At 58.6% G+C, this 14,375-nt stretch carries 13 protein-coding genes and 1 pseudogene; 6 read left to right on the top strand and 8 right to left on the bottom strand.

Translation table 11 applies throughout. From position 1 onward, the window contains the following. Nucleotides 1-52 precede the first annotated feature (52 nt). The 6 genes from HBA49_RS05060 to HBA49_RS05035 all read right to left on the bottom strand — a co-directional run bounded on the left by HBA49_RS05060 (nucleotide 53) and on the right by HBA49_RS05035 (nucleotide 5,347). Complete coding sequence (locus HBA49_RS05060; protein WP_005525552.1) at nucleotides 53-1,258, bottom strand: DUF418 domain-containing protein; 1,206 nt, start codon at nucleotides 1,256-1,258, stop codon at nucleotides 53-55. A 153-nt stretch (nucleotides 1,259-1,411) separates the two neighbouring features. After that, nucleotides 1,412-1,786 carry a DUF4190 domain-containing protein gene (locus HBA49_RS05055; protein ID WP_005525707.1) on the bottom strand — a complete coding sequence of 125 codons (375 nt, stop codon included), beginning with the start codon at nucleotides 1,784-1,786 and terminating at the stop codon, nucleotides 1,412-1,414. A 139-nt stretch (nucleotides 1,787-1,925) separates the two neighbouring features. After that, nucleotides 1,926-2,399 (bottom strand): DUF4190 domain-containing protein, encoded by a 474-nt coding sequence (locus tag HBA49_RS05050; protein WP_225866098.1) that lies wholly within the window; start codon nucleotides 2,397-2,399, stop codon nucleotides 1,926-1,928. A gap of 102 nt (nucleotides 2,400-2,501) precedes the next feature. Continuing rightward, nucleotides 2,502-2,957 carry a hypothetical protein gene (locus HBA49_RS05045; RefSeq protein WP_005526003.1) on the bottom strand — a complete coding sequence of 152 codons (456 nt, stop codon included), beginning with the start codon at nucleotides 2,955-2,957 and terminating at the stop codon, nucleotides 2,502-2,504. Nucleotides 2,958-3,401: 444 nt separating this feature from the next. Then, on the bottom strand, nucleotides 3,402-5,111 hold the full coding sequence (locus HBA49_RS05040) for a DEAD/DEAH box helicase (protein ID WP_005520902.1): 1,710 nt from the start codon (nucleotides 5,109-5,111) through the stop codon (nucleotides 3,402-3,404). After that, nucleotides 5,108-5,347: a DUF3039 domain-containing protein gene (locus tag HBA49_RS05035; RefSeq protein WP_005520901.1), complete on the bottom strand. Its 240-nt coding sequence runs from the start codon at nucleotides 5,345-5,347 to the stop codon at nucleotides 5,108-5,110. The genes HBA49_RS05040 and HBA49_RS05035 overlap by 4 nt, the downstream gene beginning before the upstream one ends. A gap of 64 nt (nucleotides 5,348-5,411) precedes the next feature. Between HBA49_RS05035 and HBA49_RS05030 the strand changes: the two genes are divergently transcribed. Continuing rightward, complete coding sequence (locus tag HBA49_RS05030; protein WP_005526400.1) at nucleotides 5,412-6,089, top strand: DUF3099 domain-containing protein; 678 nt, start codon at nucleotides 5,412-5,414, stop codon at nucleotides 6,087-6,089. Between the two features lie 20 nt (nucleotides 6,090-6,109). On the opposite strand, the gene HBA49_RS05025 is transcribed toward HBA49_RS05030, so the two are convergent. Then, nucleotides 6,110-7,393 carry an ATP-binding protein gene (locus HBA49_RS05025; protein ID WP_005526592.1) on the bottom strand — a complete coding sequence of 428 codons (1,284 nt, stop codon included), beginning with the start codon at nucleotides 7,391-7,393 and terminating at the stop codon, nucleotides 6,110-6,112. A gap of 162 nt (nucleotides 7,394-7,555) precedes the next feature. On the opposite strand from HBA49_RS05025, the gene HBA49_RS05020 reads away from it, so the two are divergent. From HBA49_RS05020 to galE, 5 genes and pseudogenes are all read left to right on the top strand, one after another. Next, on the top strand, nucleotides 7,556-9,148 hold the full coding sequence (locus tag HBA49_RS05020; protein WP_005526554.1) for a DUF7782 domain-containing protein: 1,593 nt from the start codon (nucleotides 7,556-7,558) through the stop codon (nucleotides 9,146-9,148). A gap of 10 nt (nucleotides 9,149-9,158) precedes the next feature. Further along, nucleotides 9,159-9,580: pseudogene (dtd, locus tag HBA49_RS05015) on the top strand (D-aminoacyl-tRNA deacylase). A gap of 98 nt (nucleotides 9,581-9,678) precedes the next feature. After that, nucleotides 9,679-10,854, top strand: coding sequence for a sigma-70 family RNA polymerase sigma factor (locus HBA49_RS05010; protein WP_005520896.1), 1,176 nt, complete (start codon nucleotides 9,679-9,681; stop codon nucleotides 10,852-10,854). Between the two features lie 386 nt (nucleotides 10,855-11,240). After that, the gene (locus HBA49_RS05005) at nucleotides 11,241-11,924 is read left to right on the top strand and encodes a metal-dependent transcriptional regulator (protein ID WP_005520893.1); all 684 of its coding nucleotides are present in this window, start codon (nucleotides 11,241-11,243) and stop codon (nucleotides 11,922-11,924) included. Nucleotides 11,925-12,044: 120 nt separating this feature from the next. Then, nucleotides 12,045-13,034, top strand: coding sequence for a UDP-glucose 4-epimerase GalE (gene galE, locus HBA49_RS05000; RefSeq protein WP_040432029.1), 990 nt, complete (start codon nucleotides 12,045-12,047; stop codon nucleotides 13,032-13,034). Here the strand turns inward: galE and HBA49_RS04995 are convergent. Beyond that, nucleotides 13,031-14,146 (bottom strand): DUF4192 domain-containing protein, encoded by a 1,116-nt coding sequence (locus tag HBA49_RS04995; RefSeq protein ID WP_005526333.1) that lies wholly within the window; start codon nucleotides 14,144-14,146, stop codon nucleotides 13,031-13,033. The genes galE and HBA49_RS04995 overlap by 4 nt on opposite strands. Nucleotides 14,147-14,375: the final 229 nt, after the last annotated feature.

The raw sequence follows: 14,375 nt of genomic DNA, 5'->3' as shown, positions 1-14,375 counted from the left end.
ACAGTGGTCAAACTCAAGCATATGATGTCTTTTCGTCACATCCCATGACATATCACATTATCTGTGTTTTGGCGTTGGGTAGCCTCCCATATCCGAGGGTGCGGTGCAGAATCTCTAGTGGTCCTCGCCTGCCGGTGCGTGACCACAGGTAGGCGAAGATCACTGTTATCCCCCAAATCCCGGTGGCAATGAGGGTAACGGTGGCGGCCCCGCGGCCGGCACCGATTGCGAAACCCCACGGCACCATGATGATGGTAAATAATACTGATTGCAGCACGTAACCTGTCATCGACATGCGCCCCAAGGCGGCAAGCATGCGGATCGGTAGCCTATTCGACAGGTGGTGTTGCTGCAACCATCGAGCGCCCCAGAAAATCCACACCACAAACCCGGGCCCACTCCACAGGCCGGCCACCCGATTGATCCCATGCCAGAATGGTTCCGCCGGCAACACTCCTAGGGCGGATAGCCCCCATGGGATTCCGACCCCCACAATAACCAGCACCGTGATGCTGGCAACAATCCGCATGGCTATGACGTACCGATCGGGATGTTCCAGCACACCCCTTCTGCCTGCGATAAAGCCGAGAAGGATGAGCGGCCCCAAGGTCACCAGGTCGATGAAGAATTGTCCGGGCATCCGCAATAGAATGCCGAACCCCACATAGAGCTGGTCAATAAGATAACCGGATCCCCCATCCTGGTTGACGGGGGTTGTGGGGGCCACGGCGTCGAAAGGGCTGTACCCCCACGGGGCTATGAGCGCGGCCCCAATAACTGCGGAAACGCCAACAAGACTCATCAATATCCGGTCAGGGAACGTACATATGAGCACCACAACCAGGGCGATGAGCGAATAGGTGAGCATGATATCGCCGTAAAACAGAAACACCGTGTGCAGGGCACCGATGATCGTCAGTGCCCCGTACCTGCGGGCCAGAATGATGCGCGCATTCCGGGGGGTGGCACCTCTGTGTTGTTCCCGCACGAGGATCATGCCAATGCCATAGCCTAAGAGGGTGGCGAACATAGGCAGCCCTCTCACATGCACAAATAACGTGCCTATGACCACCATGATTTTGTCCCATAGGGAATCATTCACGATAATCCCGGCGTAAGTTTCCAGCTCATTTGCGGCGGCAGGCAACCCGGTTACGCTCCACGCGGTAATGCCGTTGGCGACGGCGATGCCCAGCAGAGCGGCGCCGCGGGCAAGATCCGGGGCAAGAATGCGGTGGGTTGGTAATGGTGATGTCATGATTCTTAGTTTCGTGTTGTGTGCTTGTCGACGCCCCCAGGCAGCCCACCCCCATAAAAAATGGCAAAACCCCTTGGCTTACCGGTGCGGGCCAAGGAGTAGTAAGCAACGCCGACGCGGAGCACGTCGACAAGCGATTATAGGAGGGTTCAATTATTTAGTGACGGCTTCCAGCTTTTCTTGCACGCATTGCGCCTTCGCCGTTGGGTCAGCAATGGTAAAGCACTCTGATGCCACCGAAGCCACATAAACCATGCTGATGGTAACGAAGAGGCCAACCAACACGCCTATAACCGAGATGACCAGCGCGGCAATGCTCATTCCTTTCCCGGCGGTTACCGGCGGATAGTTTTTCACTTTCACCAACGCAATGATCGACAGGATAACACCAATAATCGACAGCAAGAAACCTAGGATTGCCACCCAGCAGGTAACCAACCCGATGATCGCCAACACCAACGCCACCACGGCCATGGTGTTTTTACCCGAGGGCGGCATCATGCCGTCATTGGGAAACGCGCCTGGCATATTTGGGTCACTATACGATGAGTAATTAGGGATAGACAATTTTCACTCCATTTCGTGATACTTGTTACCCCTACCACCCTACCGAAGATTACCCCTGGTTCTACCGGCAATATGTCATACAGCTGCCGTGATCTACGAGCTAGTTCGCTTTGAGCTTTTGCTCAAGACACTGCCGACGCGCCAGGGAATCGGAGATATCGGCGCATTCGGGGGCGACCGAGTAGACGTAATACAGCAGGAAACTAATCACCAGGTTCAGAATGAGCGCCAGCACCGCGATGATAAGCGCGGTAATGCTCATCCCCCTACGGGCCGTCAGCTGGGGATAGTTCTTCGCCTTCACCAGGGCGATAATGGCAATAGTCAGCGCGCCGAGCAGCAAGGCGGTACCAAACAGCGGCACCCAGCACAGTAGCAGCCCAATGATGGCCAGCACCAGGGCAACAACCGCCATGGTGTTCTTCTTTAACCCGGCCAAGGAGGCATCATCCATACCCATCATTGGGCCAGATGGCACCACAGGACCAGACGGCATCGCATCATAGTTCGGCAACCCACCGGGCTGGCCTGCGTCGCCGGAATCGCCGGATGATGGGAAATTAGGTAACGTCATTCTTTACTCCATTCTTGTGTGTTCGTGCTGAAAGTCATGCGGTCGCACCCACCATATCTCAGGCCTCGGACATGCTACCGGCATGAAAATTCATGGGCGGCATCAAGGTCGCTTCACAACTTTCTGAATGCATTTGGCTTTCTCGCTGCTGGTCCCTTGCTGGCATTCCGGGTGCTTTTCTAAAAGGAGGTAGATATTCACCAGATAGAAGACGAGGATCGCCAGACTCGTCACGGCACATGCCAAACCTACAATGGAAAACCAGGTGCGACGATTTTCTGGGGCATATTTCTTCCGTTGTATCAGCGCTATGATGGCGACAATGATGCAAACCAGCGTCAGGATAATGCCGGACCGCGGGTCGAAAATCATCGAAATAATAGCGAGAACGCCAAAGACTAGGGCCGTGATTTCCAGATAGTTTTTCTTATCCCGGATCAGACCATCACCTGGTTCCGGTGTCATAGCAAACGCAGCTCCGGTGTCATAGTTAGGGAGTTCACCATTGCCACCCTGAGGATCGCTAGGATCATTCGGATTGGGGTTCTGGGTCGTCATAACCTACTACTCCTTTAGATTGTCGTTTTTGACACCTCACCACCCTACCGCAGGCATCGGACACCCTTCGTTCACTTAGCAAAAAATTACTAATATGTGACGATATTTTAATACGTGCAGGCCATGAACCTTGCCGTTAAACCCAGACCGGAAAACCCGCAAGTCGGCCCTGAACTGGGCAAACACCCATAACGGCAGGTCAAATCCCACCGGCCTCACCCCACTTTTACCGCACTACCCCCATTTTCAGTATCCCTAAGAACCCCATGGGCACTAAGATTAATTTTTCTTAATATATTATGTGGGTTCCCCATGGGTTCTTCTTGCCTCCCGCTTCATCAGCATTACAACAACCCTGTGCTGACGTGACATCAGCGGTTGACGGTAGCGGTGCCACGATCCCCCGACCACGATGCCGCCACCGCCCCGGCCAACCCGCGGACGCTACCAGCGTCGCAAGTAATTAATGCGCTCCCGCAGCTGCTCCGCGGAACACATTGCGGTCGGCGGGCCACCGCACTTTTGGCGCGCCTCGGTGTGGATCGACCCGTGCGGCCGGCCGGTCCGGGACGCGGTGATCGCCACCAGGGCATTGAGCTCCTTACGCAGCTGGGGGATTTCCTGGCTGGCCAGCCGCTCCTCCGCATCCTTACGGCCCTGGGAGCTGCGAGCCTCCTGCTCCCGCTTCGCCGCCTCTTTCGCCTCACGCTCCCGCACGTTCAGCTGCTCCTCCTGGCGTTTCCGCAACAGTTGACGCATCTGTTCCGCATCCAGCAAGCCCGGCAACCCCAGGTAGTCGGCCTCCTCGCTCGAACCGGCCACGGTGGCGGTCCCATAGGAGGAACCGTCGTAGATCAACGTGTCCAGTTCGGCCTCGGCGCCTAGGGACTCGTAGGTTTTGAGTTGGTCCGCCTCGGTCTCCCGCTTATTCGCCTCGGCAAGCAGCTCGTCATCCCAACCGCCCGTTTCCCGGTGGGGTTTACCCAACACATGGTCCCGCGACACCTCCAGTTTTGCCGCTAAGTCCAGGAGAACCGGCACCGAGGGCAGAAATACGCTGGCGGTTTCCCCGGGGCGTCTAGAGCGAACAAACCGGCCGATGGCCTGGGCGAAAAACAGTGGGGTCGACGCCGACGTGGCATACACGCCCACCGCCAGCCGGGGCACATCCACGCCCTCGGACACCATGCGCACCGCAACCATCCACTCGTCGGTGCTGCCCGCGAATTTTTCGATCCGCTCCGAGGCACCGGCCTCATCCGACAACACCACCGACACCGGGGTGGTGGCGAGCTTCGCTAGGATCTTGGCGTAAGCACGCGCGGTGGTTTTATCCGTGGCAATCACCAGGCCCCCGGCATCGGGAATGGTTTTCCGCAACTGGTGCAGCCGGGTGTGCGCGGCCCGCAACACCGCCGGAATCCAATCGCCTTGCGGGTCCAGGGCGGTCTTCCATGCCCTGGCGGTCTGCTCGGCGTTCAGCGGCTCCCCCAGGCGGGCGGCGAACTCCTCACCCGCACTGGTACGCCACCGGGCCTCACCCGAGTAGGCGAGAAACACCACCGGCCGCACCACACCATCCGCAAGCGCGTCCGAATACCCGTAGGTGTGGTCCGCCTGCGACACTAAATGCCCCTCACCATCCTCGGCATACCGCACAAATGGAATGGTGGAATCGTCCGACCGAAACGGCGTACCCGTGAGCGCCAGGCGGCGCGTCGCATCCTGGTAGGCCTCCCTGATGCCATCACCCCAGCTTTTCGCATCGCCACCGTGGTGAATCTCGTCGAGAATCACCAGGGAGCGTTTGGCCGTAGTGATCGCATAATGCTTATACGGGTGCATCGCCACCTGCGCATAGGTCACCACCACCCCGTCGTATTGTGGGTTGATGGCATCGGTGTTTTTAAACGCCGGATCCAGGCTCAACCCCACCCGGGCGGCGGCCTCCGACCATTGCACCTTCAGATGCTCCGTGGGGACCACAACGATAATGCGATCCACGGTACGCCGAGTTTTCAGCTCCGTCGCTACCTTTAGGGCAAAGGTGGTTTTACCGGCGCCGGGGGTGGCGACGGCCAGGAAGTCGTGCGGCTTGGTGTCCAGATATTTCGTCAGCGCCTGCTGCTGCCATACCCGAAGATCGCTGCTCACTTCTTGCGCAGGCTCCGATACACTCGCTCACAGTCGGGGCACACTGGTGAGCCGGGTTTGGCTTGTTTGGTCACCGGAAAGGTTTCCCCACAGAGCGCGACAACCATTTTTCCGGAAACAGCTGATTCAACGATTTGGTCTTTTTTGACGTAGTGGAAGAACTTCGGGGTGTCATCATCAGTGCTGATGTCCTCCCGAATGTCTGGCCGTTCGATGGTTTTGGTACTTGTAGTCACCCCTCTATATTGCCCGACGTTCGCTCATCATGCTAAGCCGGATTCATTTGTTAAATTGTTAAATATGGCACACGGCAATCGGGATTCCCTCTTTACCACTCATTCCCCCACCAATCGGGGTGACTCGCCCCACGATCATTCTTTCCGACGCGACGAGGATCATGCCGATTCTTCTTCGAAATTTTCCTATCACTCTGATCGGGATTTTTCCCCGTTTCAACAGCGGTATTCCGGCAAAGAACCCCCGGAGGACGCCGAGAAACAGTTCGAATACATTGACATGGTCGAACAGACCGATACCACGAGTACCGCATCGCGTCAACAAGCACCCCGGCGGAAAGTGGGTTTAAGGCGTAAGCTACATCGCTTGCGGCGCAGCAATGTTCCGTTGGTCACCACCGCCTCCTACTCCCCCACCCAGAACCGTAAGAAGCGCGAAAAACAGTACATGTGGATTCAGGGGTCGCGGTTGCCGTTTTTACTCCTGGCGATGGTGACCTACATGTCGATGCATAACGTGTGGCTGTCCGCCCTGCTATTTATCATTTCGGTGCCACTGCCGTGGATCGCGGTGGTGCTAGCAAACGGTATTGGCGAGCCGCGTGACGCCCGGGCCCCGGCGGTATATAAGCCGGCGGCGTTACGGGAGCAAGCAGCGGCCCAAAGCCAGCAACGGGCGCAGATGAGTCGGGGAACTAAGGTGCCGCCCAGGCAGCTACCGGCCGGCTCCGATTCTGCTTGACGACGGCAACCGCCCACAGACTATTCCGCTTCCCGGATCAACCGCATGCTGGTGATGCCGCTTTGGCTTAATAGCCCCAAACACATGCGATTGAGGATCACCCGTTTCTCGTTCACGCTGGAATCCAGCGGGAGCCGGGCCGACACCAACTGTGGGTGGGTAATGAAACTGTCGTGGTCGACGGGGAGAAACTCACCCAGGTACCGGTTGCCGGATTCGTGAATGGTCATGCGCCGAATGGCCACGGGCTCGTCCTCGCGGCGGCGGGCCAGCCCAACCCAAAGATCGTAGTCGCTGTTAAAACACCGCTCCTGGAGGGAAAGCACGCTGGCGAAGGTTTCGAGCAGCGTCAGCTCCAGCTCAACATGGGAGACGTGTGCGGGACCCACCGCTGAAAAAACCTCGGGCTGATGATACGGGCCAAGGTATGCAACATCCGCGTCGTCGGGAGACTCCTCCCCGCCTAGTTGAATCGCGAAGCGGATAATGCCGGTCGTGGTGATTTCGCACCGGCTAGAGGCCCAAGAACCAGTCTCGGTTTCATCCTGATACCGCAGGGTGGCGTTGTCGACGTGGATGGGATCGTCACCGAAATGGAAGACAATGAGGTTTTGGTCATAGCCCTTCTCCAGGTAGTCGGTGGTGTAAAAATCATAGAAGGTCCGCTCGATTTTCTGGGTGGTGATTTCGGGCAGCAGCCGGTGGGTGGGGACGGCCACAAACACAAAGGTGGTGCCACCATAGATAGGGCCAAGGCGCTGGTATTCGTCGATGAGGGCGGGAATGATGTGAGCACGCCTGGCGGAAAAGTTTCGGACCTCAAGGCGAAGCTGATGCTGCTCCGCATCGGTGAGGTATTCGAGTGTGGTGCCGCGGCGGATGGGAGCTGTGCCATCGGCCAGGTGGTAGGGCGCCTGGTCGTCGTAAGGCACCTCGATGGCGTAGACGATGCCAGTCGGGGCGACAGGGATGTGGTGCACAGCAACGTCGACAAGCGGCGGGGTGACAAGGTCGCGGGCCACCTGAGTGACCGTGTGGTCAATGTCGGCGATCGGCTGGCAGGGTGCGAGGTTTTCAACAACCCCATCGGGGGCGCGAATGCCGTAGAAAATCCATCCGCCGCCCCGGTTGGCGAGGGCGCACAGGTCACGGGCCAGGGCGGCGGCGATAGCGTGCGGTGTTTCGTAAAACATGAGGTCGCCTTGTTCGCGCGCCCCAACCCGAATTGCTTCCCTGAGGAGATACTGGTCGAGGGGCGTCATGGCCAACAGTTCGAGTTCCCGGTGCAAGGGGGTAAACACCATGTTTCATCCTTCACGGTTGGCGTGGTGGGGGGTTCACGCGAACGCAATCACCACCACAATCAGCAGTCGCCCACATGCTACCTACCGGGTTGGACACAGTACTATGTAGTACTTGAGCTTATGGCGTCTCGGCCAGGTTTCCCATCGTCAAGGAGTATTATTATGCGTTCACCATTGGGTGTGGTTGCCCCACGTCTCCAGGAAGTTTTCCGTGGTCTCGGTTTCGATTCCGCCGGGGTCGAGGAGTATTTAGGCAACGCAACCATGGCGGCATTACGGCGGGGCGAACCCGAAGCGGTGGCGGTGGCATTGCGACCCAGATTGTCCGAACCGTTAGCCGTAGCGATCACCGTGTTCTTGCTGCACGAGGAGCTACCCCGCCCGGTGGTGGAGCAGGTTTTGGGGGCGGATCTGGTTGCGGACCTGATTACGGCCGGGGTGTTGGGGCGGCGGCAGGTGATCGGCTCCCCGCAGCAGGATGCCGACAACGCGGAGGTTGCGGGGGCGGATTTACGGTTCCTGACCGCGATATTGGATGTACAGCCACATGTGATTGCGGGGGAATCACGGCTGGTGTTTTCGGATGTGGCCGCCGGGTTGGTGCCGCATTACGCACCGGGGCGAGATCATGTGGTGGGCGTGGGGGCGGCGAGTTTGTCGCTGCTGCGGATGACCTGCCGGACCCCAGTGGATTCGGCGTTGGACCTGGGTGCGGGTTCCGGGGTGCAGGCGCTAGCCCAGTTGGGTTGCGCGTCGCAGGTGACGTTGACGGATGTGCATCCGCGGGCATTGGACATGGCAGAGGCCACTTTGGCGGCGGCGGGAGCGCTGCCACAGGCGGAGCTGTTGGAAGGGTCATGGTTCGAACCGGTGGCAGGTCGAACATTTGATCGGATTGTTGCGAATCCGCCATTCGTGGTGGGTCCGCCGGACATTGGCCACGTATATCGGGATTCGGGGCTGGATTTGGATGGGGCAACCCAATTGGTGGTGGCCACGGCGCCGGAGCACTTGACCGAGGGCGGCGTTGCGCAGCTCTTGGGGGCGTGGGCGCATGTTCGTGGTGAGGACTGGCGGTCGCGGATCGCCGAGTGGCTGCCGGACCATGGGGTGCGGGCATGGGTGTTGCAGCGGGACATGGTGGACCCGGCGCTGTATGTGGGGACGTGGTTGCGGGACGAGTCGATTGATCCGCGGTCCCCGGAGGGCCGGAGTAAGACGCAACGCTGGTTAACGCATTTCGCGGATTCCCAGGTGACGGCGATCGGGTTTGGGTTTATTGCGCTCCAAAAGATCGCGGCGGATGCGCCCACTGACGTGCTCGTCGAGGAGTTGACGCATAACACCGATGCGGACCTGGGTTCGGAGGTGGCCGAGTATTTCGCTCGGGCCGAGTGGTTGTCGCAGGTGGCTGCGGCGGACATGTTGGCGAGCCGGTTTGTGGTGCGGCCGTCGGTGGCGAAGGAGGAGGTGAGCGTGGCGGATGCAGATGCTGGCGTGGGGTTTGCGCCGGCAGCGCTGCGGTTGGTGCGCATGGATGGGCCCCGGTGGTCGCACGAGGTGGATGGCCCATTGGCAGCAATTGTGGGTGGGTTGCATCCGCAGGGGTTGACTTTGGGCGAGACGGTGGAGCTGTATGCGGTGGCGCATGGGGTGGATGGGGCAGAATTATGTGAGGCGGTGATTTCGCCCATGGTGGATTTGGTTCGGCATGGGTTGGTGTTGCCTGCGCAGCTTATCGACGACTCAAGGTGAGGTGATGGTCATGAAGGCAGTATTGACTCGGGTGTCTGAGGCGAGTGTCACGGTTGACGACGAGGTGGTGGGGTCGATCACCAACGGGGTGTTGGCCCTGGTGGGGATTGGTCGGGATGATGCCCCGGATGCGTGGCAGACGATGGTGCGGAAGATTGCGGAGTTACGGATTCTTCCCGAGGAGCGGAGCGTGTCGGAGATGGGGGCACCGGTGTTGTTGGTGAGCCAATTCACGCTTTTGGGGCGAACGGCGAAGGGGCGGCGGCCGTCGTGGTCGGACGCGGCCCGGGGGAGGTGGCCAAGATCGTCATGGAGAAGATTGCGGCCGGGCTGCGGGAGCGTGGGATTGTGGTTGAGGAGGGCCGGTTTGGGGCGATGATGAGTGTGGCTTCTGTGAACGAGGGGCCGGTGACGTTATTGGTGGAATGTTAACCGCTTGCGAACGTCGCAAAGTCGTTATAAAGCAGGTTTGCTGTGTTATTTTTTTGTTACCTTTGAGCTGTAGGAATACCCGATTTTTACGATAGTTTTTGTCCGCCAGGAACTTTTTGGGAATTCACGTCGTTAACTTAAGTAGAAGCGTCGCGGAATATAAGGAGGCCATAGCCATGACTAGCTCTGCCCTTAAAGAATTCGACAATGAAGAAGATCTTGATGTTGTTATGGGGGATGAGCCCACAGACCTCGTAGATGATGATCCGGGGGCGGATGACATTCTGGACCCCACTGATGAAGAGTCCGCTTTTGATCTTGCGGTAGATCGTGGTTCACGTCGTGGCCAAAACAACGACAACCCTTCGGCCGATCTGGTTCGCGTGTATTTGAATGGGATCGGGAAAACCGCCCTCTTGACGGCCGAGGATGAGGTACATTTGGCGCAAACCATCGAGGTGGGGCTTTATGCAGAGTATCTACTGACGGATTCGGATGAGCCCTTGACCCGGGCGAAGAAACGGGATTTGAAGGTGCTTGTCAAGGAGGGCCGGAAGGCTCGGTCACATCTGCTGGAGGCGAACCTGCGGTTGGTGGTATCACTGGCGAAGCGGTACACGGGCAGGGGCATGCCACTTTTGGACCTGATTCAGGAGGGAAATTTGGGTCTGATTCGGGCAATGGAAAAATTCGACTACGCCAAGGGGTTCAAGTTCTCTACCTATGCCACATGGTGGATTCGGCAGGCCATTACGCGCGGAATGGCAGATCAGTCGCGCACGATTCGATTGCCGGTTCATTTGGTGGAGCAGGTGAATAAGCTGTCGCGGATCAAGCGGGAAATGTACCAGCAGTTGGGCCGAGAAGCCACCAATGAGGAGCTGGCCGAGGAATCCGGCATTGACGAGTCCAAGATTGAGTTGTTGCTGCGTCAATCGCGTGACCCGGTGAGCTTGGACATGCCGGTGGGCGCCGATGAGGAGGCTCCCCTGGGTGATTTCATTGAGGATTCCGAGGCTGCGGATGCCGAGTCCGCGGTGGTGGCATCGTTGCGGCACTCCGACATTCGGGATGTTATTGGCACCCTGGAGGATCGGGAGCAGGATGTTATCCGCATGCGCTATGGGCTTGACGACGGTGTGCCCCGCACCTTGGACCAAATCGGCCGGCAGTTTGGCCTGTCCCGGGAGCGGGTGCGCCAGATCGAACGGGAGGTCATGCGTAAGCTGCGGGATGGCCAGCGCGCGGAAAAGCTCCGCGAATACGCCATGTAGGATTCGCGTAATTCGACGATAGCCGCAACCTATACACCTGGCCCCCATTGGTGGGGCCGGGTGATTTTTCATGGAATCTTTAAAAACCACTACCCATGGTCAGCCGTTTGTCATCTGACGCGCCGATGGGTTTTGCAGTTAGGCTATACTTGCGGTGGATGGTTAGGCAATACACGCCAAACAGTGAAAACATATCTTTCAAGGTATTCCGGCGGGCCAGATGGGCGGCATTCTATAGGCATGCGAAGCTGCCTGGAATATTTTGGTTGAGTATCGACTTGAACCTAAATGTTCTCGGATTTTCTTAAGAAACCGGCGGGAACAATGGTTTGGGTCGAAAAGTATATCACTGACACATACACATGGACAGAAAGGTATAAGCAACTGTGAAGGACCTGGTTGATACCACCGAAATGTATCTGCGCACCATTTATGAATTGGAGGAAGAAGGCATAACTCCGATTAGGGCCCGCATCGCGGAGCGGTTAGAACAGTCCGGCCCCACCGTGAGCCAAACCGTCGGCCGGATGGAGCGCGATGGTCTCGTCGTGGTCACCGGGGACCGGAGTCTTCGCATGACCCCTGAGGGCCGGAGCCTAGCCATTGCTGTCATGCGGAAACACCGGTTAGCGGAGCGGCTCCTCACCGATATTATTGGCCTGGATATCCGCAAGGTTCACGACGAGGCCTGCCGGTGGGAGCATGTGATGAGCGACGAAGTGGAACGCCGCCTCGTAGAGGTGCTCGACACCTATGACCGTTCCCCCTTTGGGAACCCGATCCCCGGATTGCAAGCATTGGGCGTGGATCAGGCCGACTTCGTAGACCCGGGACTCCGCACCATTGACACCGAGGAAAGCGATATTCCCCGCCGGGTGCGGATCACACAAATCAACGAGATTTTGCAGGTGGATTCGGAACAGTTCAAGGAGATGTTGGACGCGGGTATGACCGTGGGCGCCGAGGTGGATTTCGAACACATTAACGGGCAGATCCGGTTAATAAATGGCGATAAAGTTGTTGACCTGGTGGATGATCTAGCGCACGCGGTGCGGGTCCAGGAAATCTAGCGGACCCTAGGCCACCGCTCCCCTACCGACGCCCAGCCGCGCCAAACTAGCTACTGCCGCCTCGACTAGGCTATTGAGGGTATGTTGCTTACCAACCATCCCAGAAAGGCCAAGACTATTATGAAGCTGCTTGTCACAGGTGGTGCCGGCTATGTGGGCAGTGTGTGCGCCACAGTGCTGTTGGAACAAGGCCACGACATCACGATCGTGGATAACTTTTCTACCGGCAACCGGGATGCGGTGCCCGCCAACGCTACCCTGATCGAGGGCGACATTCGGGACGTCGCAGGCGATGTGCTTGCGGGGGGCAATTTTGATGGTGTGGTGCATTTTGCCGCCCGTTCCCTGGTGGGGGAATCCATGGAACGGCCCGAAGACTATTGGCACCATAACTTCGTCACCACGCTCACGCTTCTCGACGCCATGCGCAACCATGGCGTGACGAACCTGGTGTTCTCCTCCACCGCAGCCACCTATGGGGAGCCCGACCGGGTACCTATCACTGAGGATATGCCCACCGCCCCCACCAACCCCTATGGGGCCAGCAAGCTTGCGATCGACTATGCCATCACCTCCTACGCACACGCCCACGGGTTGGGTGCCACCAGCCTGCGCTATTTCAATGTGGCCGGCGCCTACGGTTCGGTGGGCGAAAACCGTGAGGTGGAAACCCACCTCATTCCCCTGGTGTTGCAGGTGGCGTTGGGGCATCGGGACGAGATCTTCATCTTTGGTGACGACTACCCCACCAAGGATGGCACGTGTATCCGTGACTATATTCACATCAAAGACCTGGCCGACGCCCACGTGCTCGCCCTGGAATCAAATACGCCCGGCACGCACCGGATTTTCAACCTGGGCTCGGGCGATGGCTACTCGGTGAAGGAAGTTATCGACAAATGCCGGGAGGTCACCGGCCACCCCATCCCCGTCACCATGGCTGACCGGCGCGCCGGCGACCCGGCCGTGTTGATTGCCTCGTCGGCGCGGGCGAAGGCCGAGTTGGGGTGGCGGCCGTCCCGCACCGATTTGGACACGATTATCGCCGATGCGTGGGCATTTACCGCAGCGTTGGGGGATCATGCCCACAGCGCCCACCGGAAGCCCTAGGTTGCGGTGATGGTGTTGTCGGCATTTGGGCCGGTGGTTGCGGTCTGGCGGGGAATGCTCAGCCCATAGTAGGCGGCTGCCGCGGTGCTGCCGTCTCGGACCTTTTCGATCAGGTTTTCGGTGAGTTCGTGCTGGTAGGCGAGCAATAGGTAGCGGGTGAGCGTGTGGCTGGGTTGTTCCGCGCGGGCCACCATGAGGGCGTGGAGTGCCTTGGGGGTGTTGTGTCGGATAAGGGCACACAGGGCGAAAACACAGAGGGCTTCGGTGCGGATGGGGGCATCGAAGTGTCGGGCGACTTCGAGCGCTAGGGTGCGGGCGGCATGGTCGTGGTCAAGGAGGAGGTTGATGGCGGCATCACGGATCCGGGTGATGCTGAGCATGGCGGCGCAGGTGTCGATGATGTCAGCCCCTGGCCCTGGTGGGGTGGGGAGGGGTTGTTCGAGTCGGATGAGTTCCGTTTCCAGGGTGGTGAACCAGGCTTGGAATTGGCTGGGGCAGCATTGGGCGTCGACGGCTAACTGGGCGGCCAGGTTGGCGACGTTGCTGGCCCGGTCACGCCATATGGTTGGGTCGGTGGCGGCTTTGTCGAAGGCGGTGAAGCAGTCGTCGCGGGTGAGTTCGGGAAGGTCACCGTCGGCGAGGAGTTGTTGGGTGGCTTGGGCTGTGGGGATGTCGGCGATGCGACCGTGACACCAGCCGGCGGTGGGGAGTCCGCGGTCGGTGAGGGAGGGGGTTTGTTCGAATCGGAGCTGGTAGGTCCCGTTATTGGTGATGGTGGTGGCGTGCCAGCAGGCGTCGATGGGCACGATGTGTGTGTCGGCGGCTTGGGCCAGGGTGGTGGTTATTTCGTCGAGGGTGGTGCCGTCTTGGGTGGGAAATCGGCCGATGACGAAGGCGAGGACCACATCAGCGTGTTCCGCGGTGAGGACTTCGCCGACCTCGGGGAGTGCGTCGAGACTGTCAATGTCGATGCGGAGGGTTGGGCCTAGCGCCCACCGGCTGTGAGTATCGTCGCGGTGGTGGCGGAAGGTGACAAAGATGATGGATTGGTGGGGGTAGTAGCCTAAAACTCCGGGAATGTTAGCGAGCGTTTGGGCGGGGAGCGAGTTCATGGTTTTATCCCAGCATGTGGGTTTCGGCTAGGGCTAATTTTGCGCTTGGGTGCAAAATTTTGGTGGGGATGGTGGCGCCACCTGGGGCGAGTTATGCACAGGGCAATAAATTATGGGCTTTCCTTGATTTTAGGGTTGGTGGGATTACATAATTAAGGGTTAAGGGTGGGAAAAATAGTTGATATAGCCCAAAGATTCGATTGCACACCAATTATTGTTGTGGTGTTGA

The organism is Corynebacterium matruchotii (assembly GCF_011612265.2).
Classification (GTDB): Bacteria; Actinomycetota; Actinomycetes; order Mycobacteriales; family Mycobacteriaceae; genus Corynebacterium; species Corynebacterium matruchotii.
The sequence above is the reverse complement of the archived record's forward strand: the minus strand, read 5'-3'. Positions and strand labels throughout refer to the sequence as shown.

What these genes read in the sequence shown, in the direction of transcription:
- HBA49_RS05020 (WP_005526554.1), top strand. Translation starts at nt 7,556, where the DNA reads ATGCGTTCACCATTGGGTGTGGTTGCCCCACGTCTCCAGGAAGTTTTC.
- HBA49_RS05025 (WP_005526592.1), bottom strand. Translation starts at nt 7,393, where the DNA reads ATGGTGTTTACCCCCTTGCACCGGGAACTCGAACTGTTGGCCATGACG.
- HBA49_RS05030 (WP_005526400.1), top strand. Translation starts at nt 5,412, where the DNA reads ATGGCACACGGCAATCGGGATTCCCTCTTTACCACTCATTCCCCCACC.
- HBA49_RS04995 (WP_005526333.1), bottom strand. Translation starts at nt 14,146, where the DNA reads ATGAACTCGCTCCCCGCCCAAACGCTCGCTAACATTCCCGGAGTTTTA.
- HBA49_RS05055 (WP_005525707.1), bottom strand. Translation starts at nt 1,786, where the DNA reads ATGCCAGGCGCGTTTCCCAATGACGGCATGATGCCGCCCTCGGGTAAA.
- galE (WP_040432029.1), top strand. Translation starts at nt 12,045, where the DNA reads ATGAAGCTGCTTGTCACAGGTGGTGCCGGCTATGTGGGCAGTGTGTGC.
- HBA49_RS05050 (WP_225866098.1), bottom strand. Translation starts at nt 2,399, where the DNA reads ATGACGTTACCTAATTTCCCATCATCCGGCGATTCCGGCGACGCAGGC.
- HBA49_RS05045 (WP_005526003.1), bottom strand. Translation starts at nt 2,957, where the DNA reads ATGACGACCCAGAACCCCAATCCGAATGATCCTAGCGATCCTCAGGGT.
- HBA49_RS05060 (WP_005525552.1), bottom strand. Translation starts at nt 1,258, where the DNA reads ATGACATCACCATTACCAACCCACCGCATTCTTGCCCCGGATCTTGCC.